At 70.3% G+C, this 10,768-nt stretch carries 8 protein-coding genes; 2 read left to right on the top strand and 6 right to left on the bottom strand.

Annotation, left to right across the window (positions count from 1 at the left end):
• Positions 1-325: 325 nt before the first annotated feature.
• Positions 326-1,201, bottom strand: a complete 876-nt coding sequence (locus tag ACH4DZ_RS21125) for a shikimate dehydrogenase (RefSeq protein ID WP_398288767.1) — start codon at positions 1,199-1,201, stop codon at positions 326-328.
• A gap of 193 nt (positions 1,202-1,394) precedes the next feature.
• Between ACH4DZ_RS21125 and ACH4DZ_RS21120 the strand changes: the two genes are divergently transcribed.
• Both ACH4DZ_RS21120 and ACH4DZ_RS21115 read left to right on the top strand, forming a co-directional pair.
• The gene (locus tag ACH4DZ_RS21120) at positions 1,395-2,060 is read left to right on the top strand and encodes a TetR family transcriptional regulator (protein WP_398288733.1); all 666 of its coding nucleotides are present in this window, start codon (positions 1,395-1,397) and stop codon (positions 2,058-2,060) included.
• Positions 2,061-2,318: 258 nt separating this feature from the next.
• Positions 2,319-3,674: an MFS transporter gene (locus ACH4DZ_RS21115; protein WP_398288731.1), complete on the top strand. Its 1,356-nt coding sequence runs from the start codon at positions 2,319-2,321 to the stop codon at positions 3,672-3,674.
• A gap of 147 nt (positions 3,675-3,821) precedes the next feature.
• Here ACH4DZ_RS21115 and ACH4DZ_RS21110 read toward each other — a convergent pair whose 3' ends face one another.
• The 5 genes from ACH4DZ_RS21110 to ACH4DZ_RS21090 form a co-directional block, all read right to left on the bottom strand.
• Positions 3,822-5,687, bottom strand: coding sequence for a hypothetical protein (locus ACH4DZ_RS21110; protein ID WP_398288730.1), 1,866 nt, complete (start codon positions 5,685-5,687; stop codon positions 3,822-3,824).
• Between the two features lie 3 nt (positions 5,688-5,690).
• Entirely contained in the window at positions 5,691-6,599 is a 909-nt protein-coding gene (locus ACH4DZ_RS21105) for a carbohydrate ABC transporter permease (RefSeq protein WP_398288729.1), read from the bottom strand.
• Positions 6,600-6,657: 58 nt separating this feature from the next.
• On the bottom strand, positions 6,658-7,635 hold the full coding sequence (locus tag ACH4DZ_RS21100) for a carbohydrate ABC transporter permease (RefSeq protein ID WP_398288728.1): 978 nt from the start codon (positions 7,633-7,635) through the stop codon (positions 6,658-6,660).
• A 262-nt stretch (positions 7,636-7,897) separates the two neighbouring features.
• Positions 7,898-9,229 carry an ABC transporter substrate-binding protein gene (locus tag ACH4DZ_RS21095; protein WP_398288727.1) on the bottom strand — a complete coding sequence of 444 codons (1,332 nt, stop codon included), beginning with the start codon at positions 9,227-9,229 and terminating at the stop codon, positions 7,898-7,900.
• 374 nt (positions 9,230-9,603) lie between these two features.
• Complete coding sequence (locus ACH4DZ_RS21090; protein ID WP_398288726.1) at positions 9,604-10,725, bottom strand: ROK family protein; 1,122 nt, start codon at positions 10,723-10,725, stop codon at positions 9,604-9,606.
• Between the last annotated feature and the right edge of the window lie 43 nt (positions 10,726-10,768).

Raw genomic sequence — 10,768 nt, 5'->3', positions numbered from 1 at the left:
ACCCGCTACGACAAGACCGCCGAGTCCTACCAAGCAGCCGTCACACTCGCCTCGCTCCTGATGTGGGCGTGACATTTGAAGACAACTCCTAGGGGCGCGGGGAACAGCGCAATCTCTGTCTTTCAGGGGCGCGGGGAACGGCGCAGTCTTCGTCTTTCAGGGGCGCGGGGAACGGCGCAGTCTTTGTCCTTCAGGGGCGCGGGGAACGGCGCGACCAGCCACAACGCACCCCGCACCCGCCCCACAACCCCAACCACCCCCCCCCCGTGGGCACCCCACCTCGGGGGCGCCGCCACCCCTGGGCGCCCCCACCCCGTGGGCCCCCTCACGCCCCCGCCCGGAGGGACCCGGCCAACTCCGCGATGTCCACCAGCATGCGCGAAGCGTCCGCCTCCCTCCCCGTGAACAACCGAAAGGCGTCCGCAGCCTGAAAGACAGCCATCCCCCCACCATCGAGCACCGCGCACCCGGCCCCCCGCGCGACGCGCAGCAACTCGGTCTCCAACGGCCGGTAGACCACCTCGGCCACCCACAACCCGGGCCGCAGCAACTCCGCCGCGAACGGCAGTCCAGGATGCGCGGCCATCCCCGTGGGCGTGGCATGCACAACGCCGTCGGCCCCGGCGAGCAGCGCGGGCAACCGCTCCGGACCACCGGCGTCCACCCGCCCCGCACCGAACTGCCGATTCAGTCCGGCGGCAAGCGAGCCGGCCCGCTCCGGCAGCGCGTCCACCACGGTGACGGACCCCGCGCCGAGCGTCAGCAGGGCGTGCGCGACGGCGGCCCCCGCTCCCCCCGCGCCCAGCTGCACCACCCGCTCCAGCGGAGCGTCGGGCAGCCCGCGCGCGAAGGACGCCGCGAACCCGGTGACATCCGTGTTGTGCCCGATCGCGCGCCCACCGTCGAAGACGACGGTGTTCACCGCGCCGAGCGCCTCGGCCTGCGGAGCGAGCGCGTCCAGGTGCTCGATGACGAGCTGCTTGCAGGGGTGGGTGATGTTCAGCCCGTCGAAACCGAGGTCCCTGGCGGAGCGCACCAGGTCGCCCACGGCCTCCGGCGGGACTCCGAGTTCGTCGATGTCGATGAGCCGGTACACATAGCGCAGGCCCTGCCGGTCGGCCTCCCGCTCGTGCAGGGCCGGGCTGAGCGAAGGGCCGACGCCCGCGCCGATCAGTCCGACGAGATACGAGTCCTTGACCACGGCGACCACGACGGACCTCCCGAGCAGCTCACTAATGTACGAACCAGTACGTTAGCTATACCAGCATCCCGCGGTCACGGGAAGGCCCGCCGGACACCCAGGGCCGCGCGCCGCCGCCTGCTTCTAGAATCGCGGGCACCGGCCCCTCGCCCGAGAGAACCCGAAAGGGCCGGAAAGAACCCGAAGGAACTCGATGACCAGCGTCGAAGAACCGGCAAGGCCGAACGGACGCATCCGTGACGCCGCCCGCACGAGGGCCGAGATCCTCGACGTGGCGACCCAGGAGTTCGCCCGGGCCGGCTACGACGGGGCCCGGGTCGACGAGATCGCCGCCCGCACCCGGACCACGAAGCGGATGATCTATTACTACTTCGGCGGCAAGGAGCAGCTGTTCACCGCCGTGCTGGAGCGCTCGTACGGTGTCATCCGCGAGGCCGAGCAGGGGCTCGACGTCGAGCATCTGGACCCGGTCGCGGCCATCCGGCGGCTGGCGGAGCTGACCTTCGACCACCACGAGGCGCACCCGGACTTCATCCGCCTGGTCAGCATCGAGAACATCCACGGGGCCGCGCACATCGCCGGCTCCGAGAAGCTCGGCAGGATCGGCTCGCCCGCGCTCGACGTGATCCGCCGCATCCTGGAGTCGGGGCGGGAGTCGGGCCTGTTCACGGCGGACGTCGACGCCGTTGACCTGCACGCGATGATCAGCTCGTTCTGCTTCTTCCGGGTCGCCAACCGGCACACCTTCGGCGCCCTGTTCGGCCGCGACCTGGTCGACTCCGCGCAGCGGGAGCACTACCGGAGCATGCTCGGCGACATGGTCATCGCCTACCTGACGGCGGACCGCACGGCCGGCTGAGTATCGGCAAGATCCTTCGGCACGACCTCTTGACACGTGGGAAACGTGAGCGCAACATCCGTAGCCAGCCACTACTAACTACCCAGTGGGTTAATTAAACGGGCAGCACCCCGGCACGGCCGTCCCACCACCCCCGGGATCCGCCGCTGCTGCCCCCCTCTCCCCCCAGCTCACCCGATCACCGCTCATCGCTCACCGCTCATCACCCTCCTCCCGCTCACTCCGCCTACGTTGGAGTTCCCCCGAAGGAGCACCGCCGTGTCCGTCCCCGCAGCACCCCTCGACGCGCCACCCGGTCAGCCGAGGAAGGCAGCGACAGCCGCCTGGATCGGCAGCGCGCTGGAGTACTACGACTTCTTCATCTACGGGAGCGCGGCAGCGCTGATCTTCCCGGAGGTCTTCTTCGACGAGTCCGACCCGGCCACGGCGACCCTGCTGTCGCTGGCCACGTTCGGGGTCGCGTACGCGGCCCGCCCGGTCGGGGCGCTGTTCCTCGGGCACTTCGGCGACAAGGTCGGCCGCAAGAAGATCATGGTCTTCACGCTGATCCTGATGGGCGTGTCAACGTTCCTCATCGGCTGTCTGCCCACGCGCGACCAGGTCGGCACACTGGCGCCGGTACTGCTGGTCCTGTGCCGGGTCCTGCAGGGCATCTCGGCCGCCGGTGAGCAGGCCAGCGCCAACTCCATGTCGCTCGAACACGCGCCACCGGACAAACGCGGCTTCTTCACCAGCTTCACCCTCAGCGGCACCCAGGGCGGCCAGCTGCTCGCCACGCTGGTCTTCATCCCGGTCGCCGCGATGCCCGAGGACCAGCTGCTCGCCTGGGGCTGGCGCATCCCGTTCTGGATGAGCATCGCGGTCGCCGTCGTCGGCTACGTGATCCGCCGCACCCTCCAGGAGACGCCGACCTTCACCCAGCAGGCCGCCACCGAGGGCGTCGTGAAGATGCCCCTGGCCGTGCTGATGCGCGAGCACTGGGCGGACGTCCTGCGGGTGGTCGCGGCGGCCCTCGTCGCCTCGGTCAGCACGATCTTCACGGTGTGGGCGCTCGCCTACGCGACCAGTGACGCGGTCGGTATGGACCGCACGTCGATGCTGTGGGTGGGCGCGCTGGCCAACCTCGTCGCGCTCGGCGCGATCCCGCTGTGGGCCACCCTGTCCGACCGCATCGGCCGCCGCCCGGTCTTCGTGATCGGTGCCGCGGGCAGCGGCGTACTGATGTTCCTCTACCTGTGGGCCATCTCCACGGGCTCCTACCCGCTGGTCCTGGTCCTCGGCATCGTCACCTTCGGTGTCGTCTACAGCGCCGCGAACGGTGTCTGGCCGTCCTTCTACGGCGAGATGTTCTCGACCAGGGTCCGTCTGTCGGGCATGGCCATCGGCACGCAGATCGGCTTCGCGATCGCGGGTTTCGCGGTGACGTTCGCCGCGCAGATCGCGGGCCCGGACGGAGACGACTGGCTGTCCGTGGCCCTGTTCACGGCCGCGCTGTGCGTCCCACCGGTGATCGCCGCACTGACGGCCCGCGAGACACACAAGGTCCCGACGGACCGACTGGGCGAGCGGACCCCTCAGGATTCACCTGACGTCCTCAGCCCTTCAGGCGTCTGAGGAGCGCCGGACGCCCTCAGCGCCGGGCGCCCTCAGCCCCTCCGGCGTCTGAGGAGCGGGGGTTCGGGGGCGGAGACCCCGAGTCAGTGACGGGACCGGGCAGGGGCGGCGGGGGCGAAACCCCCACCGCCCCTCCCCGGTCCCCCGTCAGCTCCCCCCGACAGCCAACGTGAGCCCCGGCTCCCCACATGCATCCGCCGCCCCGAGCACTGCGGTGAACGCCCCCGCCCGCACCACCAGCCCTTCCCCATCCCCCTCCACCCGCTCACAGACCACACCCAACGGCTCGGCGGCCACGGCCCCGTACCGCACAGCGAACACATCGAGCCCCTCCGGCGAGTCCGCCGAGACCCCGACCTCCAGCGCACTGGTCGTCCGCACATGCCGCCACCCGGCGTCAGGATCCCCGTACCCCCGCGGATCGGCGGCCAGCTCGAACGCGGCCTGCTGCTGCGTGAGTTCGCCGCGCGCGTCGAAGGAATCCGCAGCGCCCCGCCGCGGATGGGTCAGCCGCAGCTCGCCGACCGCCGCGACGAGCGGGAAGTCGGCCACCCGCCGGAACCGGTCGCCGTCGGCGGCGACATACGGCATGCCCGCGAGCAGGTACCGTTCCCCGCCGAGCCGTTCGACGATCACGGTCATCCACAGCCGCGTCCCGTCCGTGACGTACAACGACCGCACCCGGCGCAGCACTTGGTCCCGCCCGACGACGGGCTTGGTCACGAGCTTGGCGGCCAGCCCACCGACACGGTGGTCCGCCACCCGCACCGCACCCATCGGACGGCACAGCAGGAAGCCGTCCGCGGCGGGGCCGACGACGGGCCCGAAGCCGTGCTGCCGGTTGACGGCGGCCGCGATGAGCGCGGTACCGCCGGCCTCGATCACCGAGGGGGTCATCCGGTCGTCGAACGACACCGTGACCGTGCCGGAGCGCAGTTGGTGGCAGGCGAGTGCCGTGTTCGGGGCGCGGTGCCAGCCCGGGGTGTCCTGGATCTGCCAGACGAGCATGAACGCGAAGTGTCCGTCGACTCCTCCGTCGGCCCCGACCGCGTGCCGGCTCCAGCGCGTGTCCCCGGCGTAGCGGCCGATGTCCGCGCCGACACGGCGGCCGAAGTACCGCAGCCCGAGGACGGATTCGAAGGCGGAGTGCTGCTCGCTGTAGCGCGGGCCGCCGATGTCGAAGCCGCTCCCGCAGACCCGCGCGTCGATGTAACGGGCGAGGGTGTCGCCGTCCTGTGCGAAGACCTCCTCGCCGCTGACCCGGTGGGCCTGGGCGAGGAAGGACAGGGAGATCGGCCCGTAGTTGTTGTCGTAGGCGCCCCCGTGCTCGGGAGGCAGCGGCGCGCCCCGGTCCCGTACGCGCCGGGCCCGGATCTCGTCGAGGTACAGCCGCAGGGCCCGCTGCCGGACCGGCTCGCCCTCCTCGGGCGGGAGATGGCGGGCGAGCATCAGCCCGCCGACCACACAGCCGATGGCCTGGTTCGAGGCGTCCTGCGGGTTGAAGACGGTGACCTCGGTCAGCCAGCGCCAGTATCCGCCCGCCACGCCCAGGAGTTCGCGGTACTGCTCGTCGTCGACGAGCCCGCCGGAGGACGCGTCCAGGACGTTGACGGCCTGGAGCAGCGCCCACACCGTGCTCGGCCAGTCCCCGACGGGGTGCGCCCCGGGCTCCAGCACGTAACGGGCGTACGGGAGACCGGAGTCGCGTGCCGTCAGGTTCGGGTAGCCGGGGTTGTCCTCGGTGAAGACGCGCTCGCGCAGATGGAAGCGGAGGCTGCGGCGCACGGCCTCCGGCAGGCGCGGGTCCTTGGTGCGGTGCCAGGCGAGCGCGAGCAGGGAGGTGATACCGAGCGAGGTGTCGCCGATGTCGTCGCCGGCGGCCGGGTTCTCCAGGTTGCCCTCGGGGGTGAGACGGGCCAGGGCCGCCTCGGTGACGCCGGCCAGCACGGCGTCGTACGCGGCCGGGTCGTCCGCGAGGTCGTGCAGCGGGCCGCGCTGATGGAGGAGGTGCACGTACTAGCCCTTCATACCGGAGGTGGCCAGGCCTTCCACGAGCCGCTTCTGGAAGATCAGGAAGCAGATGAGGGTGGGCAGCAGAGCGAGCGTCGACATGGCGAACATCGCGCCGTACGAGGAGCCGCTCGTCTGGTCCAGGAACAGCGTCAGGCCGAGTGGGACGGTGAACTTGTCGTTCTGCTGGAGGTAGACGAGCTGGTGCAGGAAGTCGTCGTACGTCCAGATGAAGGTGAAGATCGTGGTGGTGATCAGCGCCGGTTTCATCAGGGGCAGGATGATCTTCCAGTAGATCTGGAAGGGGTTGGCGCCGTCCATCATGGCCGCCTGGTCCAGCTCACGCGGGATGGACCGGATGAACTGCACCATCAGGAAGATGAAGAAGGCGTCCACCGCGAGGAACTTCGGCACGATCAGCGGCAGGAACGTGTTGATCCAGGTCAGGTTGTAGAAGATCGTGTACTGCGGGATCAGCACGGCCTGGGTGGGCAGCATCAGCGTGCCGAGCATCAGGCCGAACCAGATCTTCTTGCCGCGGAACTCGAAGCGCGCGAAGGCGTAGGCGGCCAGCGAGCAGGAGATGACGTTCCCGATCACCGCGCCGATCGTGACGATCAGCGAGTTGGTGATGTAGAGGGAGAAGGAGTTGCCGGAGCCGCTCCAGCCCTCGGAGTAGTTCTCGGGGCGCAGCGAGCCGGGGACGAGCCCCGGCTGGGTGAAGATCTCGGTGTCGGGCTTGAGCGAGCTGCTCAGCATCCACAGCAGCGGATAGAGCATGACGATCGCCACACCGATGAGCACGGTGTGGATGAAGATGCGGCGCGTTCCGGTGGCCGCACGCAGCTTTCGCAGCGGCGGCTTCGAGCTCCGCGGCGGCGACTTCGAGGGCCGGGTCGGGGTGATGGCGGACATGGGAGGGAAGGCTCCTCGCTCTGACGTCGGTCCGGCGTCGGTCGGTCGTCGTCGGACGTCAGTCGTCGTAGTGGACCCAGTAGCGGCTGGCGATGAAGTTGACCGCCGTGAACCCCGCGATGACCAGGAACAGCACCCAGGCGAGCGCGGAGGCGTATCCCATCTGGAGGTCGGTGAAGCCCTTCTTGTACAGGTAGAGGCTGTACAGCATGGTCGAGTTGAGGGGGCCGCCGGAGCCGTTGCTGATGACGAAGGCGGGGGTGAACGTCTTGAACGCGTCGATGATCTGCAGGACCACGTTGAAGAAGACGATCGGTGTCAGCAGCGGCAGGGTGATCCTGAAGAAGCGGGTGACGGGCGTGACGCCGTCGATCGCGGCCGCCTCGTACACGTCCTTGGGCAGTTGCTTGAGGCCGGCGAGGAAGATGACCATCGGGGTGCCGAACTGCCAGACGGCCAGCAGGATCAGTGTGTAGATCGCGGTGTCGGGGCTGGAGATCCAGTCCTGGCCCGCGATGCCGAACCAGGCGAGGAAGTCGTTGAAGAGGCCGTCGCCGCCGAAGACCTGCCGCCACACGATGGCGATGGCCACCGCGCCGCCGAGCAGGGACGGCAGATAGAAGGCGGCCCGGTACAGGCCGATGCCCCGCAGGTCCCGGTTGAGCAGCATCGCCACACCGAGGGCGAGTGCCAGCTTCAGCGGCACCGAGACGACGACGTACAGCAGCGTGGCGTGCACCGAGTCCCAGAAGACCGGGTCCTCGGTGAACATCTTGTCGTAGTTGTCCACCCCCACCCACCGCGCGGGCGTCAGCAGGTCGAAGTCGGTGAAGGACAGGTACAGCGAGTCCAGCATCGGGTAGATCGTCAGCCCGAACAGGCCGATGAACCAGGGGGCCAGGAAGGCGTACGGCCACCAGCCCCCGCCCCGCCGTCTGGCGAGGCGGCGGCGCATACGGTCACGCTCCCGCTGGTCGGAGGGGGTCACGGGAGCGGCCTGCTCCTCGACGCCCCCGCCGCTCTTCGCAACGGTCATACTCATCTCTCCCTGACCCTCTCGCGTCGTGCTGTCGTGCTGTCGTACGGCGAAGGCTGAGCCGTACCTTACGAAGCCCGCCACGGCTCCAGCGCCTTCGAGGGGGCGGGCCTCGGCGCTTTCAGCGGCGCGGGCACCAGCGCCTTCAGGGGCGCGGGGAACGGCGCAGCCTTTAGGGGCGCGGGGACCTGCGCGACCAGCCACAGCGGACCCGCAGCTTCGAACGGCCCCACCCCGAGCGGCGCTGGTGCCGTGGCAGGCACTAGCCTTCGAGGATCCCCGCGGACTGATCGAAGAACGCCCCGAGCTGCGCCTTGATCGACTTCTTCCCGAAGGCCACCGCCAGGTTCGACTGGAACAACAGGTCCCAGATCTGGTCGGCCCCCTGCGGCGGAGGCGCGGGCGCCGCGAGCGCGTCGCCCGCCTTGCCGACCCGCTGCGCGATGTAGTCCGCGTTGGCCATGTTCAGCTTGTCCGTCTCGGTCAGCCCGGACGCGATCAGTCCACGCGCCTTCTCCGTCGGCGGAATCCCCCGCAGCAGCTGCATGTCCTTGATCGCGGTGGCGTCCTGGGCGAAGTACGACATGATCTTCACCGAGTCGGCGACCTTCTTGCTGGCCTTCGTCGCGCTCAGCAGCACACCGCCGTTGACGAAGTTGCCCTCGCGGGCGCCGGAGAAGTCGCCCTGCGGAGTGGGCAGGAAGTCGAGCTGCGCGTCGGTGATGGAGCCGCCCGCGCCGTAGACACCGGAGTCGAAGGTGAACAGCGCCTTGCCGATGACGACCGCGTTCTTGGTGAGGTCGTTGTGCGCGGCGGAGGTGATCGCCGGCGGCGGGGAGGCGTTGGCCTCGCGCATCTCGGCCCAGTACTCCCACCACTCCTGGAGGGTGTCGGCGGTGAAGCCGAGCTTCTTGCCGTCCTCGCTGAAGAAGGTCTCGCCCTTCTCCCGCGCGAAGACCTCGAAGCACTGGAGGGTGGAGCCGCCGCCGTCGTCGACGCCGTAGATCTTGCCGCCGCTCTTCTTGTGGACGTCGGTGCCGATCTTCTTCAGGTCGGCCCAGGTCCATTCGCGGTCGGGCAGTTCCAGGCCGAGCTTCTCAAGGCCGGTGCGGTTGACGGTGAGCTGGTTGACTCCGATGCCGGACGGCACACCGTAGAGCTTGCCGTCGACGGTGCCCGCGGCGAGGAGCGTCTTGGAGAAACCGGTCAGGTCCAGGCTCTTGCCGACGTACGAGTCGATCGGGGCGAGGACACCCTTGCGGGCGTACTGCGCGACCAGCGCGGTGTCCATCTGGAGCAGGTCGGGGGCGCTGCCGCCGGCGATGTTGGTGTTGAACTTGTCGAAGTATCCGTCGTAGCCGGAGTAGGTCGGCCGGATCTTGATCTTCGGGTTCTTCTTCTGGAAGGCGGCAAGCACCTTCTTGTAGGCCGCGTGCCGGTCGTCGCTGCCCCACCAGATCATGGTCAGGTCGCTGCTGGTGCTGCCGGCGCCGGTGCCTCCGCTGCAGGCACTCAGCGAGGTGCCGAGTGCGCCGGCGACTGCGATGCCGCTCGCGGAGCGGAACAGGGTTCTGCGCGAGATCTGGTGACCCACCGGGTCCTCCTGAAGGTGCGTTACGGATCCCCTGGCCGTCGAGCGGCTCGGGTCTTTGTCCCTGGGGTGGGGCTTTCCGGCGTGCGGCCTCGCCCGGCCGCATCGCTCTGACGAGTGGGGGTCCCCGGCCCAGGTTCCGTCGTCACATTCGCGTCGTCCGCCCGATGGGTGGGCCGGATGGCGCCCTGCTGGGGCACTGCCCGGCCGAAGCCTGGGGGAGGGAATGTGGCGACAGGCCCTGGGGCCGCAGCCGCACGAGCGCGCCCTCGCACGGCTGCCGTACGTCGCGTACGGCGGGACGCCTCACCCAGGGCCGGGTCCCGCCGACCATGGAAAGCGCTTGTCCGGACATTGGCAGACCCGCGGCTGACCCGTCAATGCTTGACTCGCACCCCACCGGTCACGGTTTCGATTCCATGGGCCACGGCGAGGCGGCTCGCACCGGCCACGGTCCCGCTGTCGCCGACCATGCTGCTGACCACCTCGGTGGGCCAGCTGAGCCGCGCCAGTTCGTCCCGTACACCGGGCAGGAGCTGCGGAAACGCGCCGATGGCGCCACCCAGCACGATCAGTCCCGGGTCCAGCACAGCGACCACCGCGGCGGCCAGCCGGCCGATGTCGGCGGCGTGCCGGCCGACCACGGCACGGGCCGTGGAGTGCCCCTCCTCGGCGAGGGCGAAGAGCCGCTCGGGAGTGCGGGGGCAGGGGCCGTCGGCGCCCCGCCAGGCCTCCTCGGCCCGGCGCAGGAGCGAACGGGAGCCCATCCGCTCCTCCAGGGCCTCCCTGCGCGGTTCGCGGCCGTCGTCCCACGGGTAGGGCAGCCGGGCCAGCTCGCCCGCGGCGCCGTTCGCGCCGCGCAGCACCCGGCCGCCGATGACGATGCCGAGGCCGATCCCCACACCGATCCGCAGATAGCCGAACGAGTCACGGTCGCGGGCGGCGCCCTGGTGCAGTTCGGCGAGCGCGGCGCAGTTGACGTTGTTCTCCAGGTGGACGGGGACCTCGGGCGGCAGCGCGACCGCCATGGCGTCGAAGGCGGGTCCTGCCTTCTCGGTCGCGGGGCGCATCCCGGTGCCGTCCCGGTCCCGCGTGGTGACGTCTCCGACGGCGACGACGACGGCGCGCAGCGGGGCTCCGGCGGGCAGGGCGCCGAGAGCCGCCCGGACCGTGTCGGCGGAGTCCGCCCGGGGCCCGGTGCCCCGGGCGAGCAGCGTGCCGTCCAGGGCGCAGCCACGCACCCGCGTGTGGGTGGGGCCGAGATCGACGGCGAGCACGGCACCCGCGGCCGGGCCGAGGCCGTAGACGGCGGCGGAGCGGCCCGTGCCGCCGGAGGCGGTGCCGGAGCAGGCGGCCAGGTCGGCGCTCTCCAGCTCGGCCACGGCGGTGGAGACGGTCGGTTTGGACAGACCCGCGCCGGCCGCCAGCTGGGGGCGGGTCGCGGTGCCCGACGCGGCCAGTACGGCGAACACCGCGCGGGCGCTCTCGCTCAGGTTCATGCTCTCCCTCAGGTCATGCCGCGGCGGTCCGCCGCTCGGGTCT

Source organism: Streptomyces sp. NPDC017991, assembly GCF_044328075.1.
GTDB lineage: Bacteria > Actinomycetota > Actinomycetes > Streptomycetales > Streptomycetaceae > Streptomyces.
This window is presented reverse-complemented; position numbering and strand designations above follow the sequence as displayed.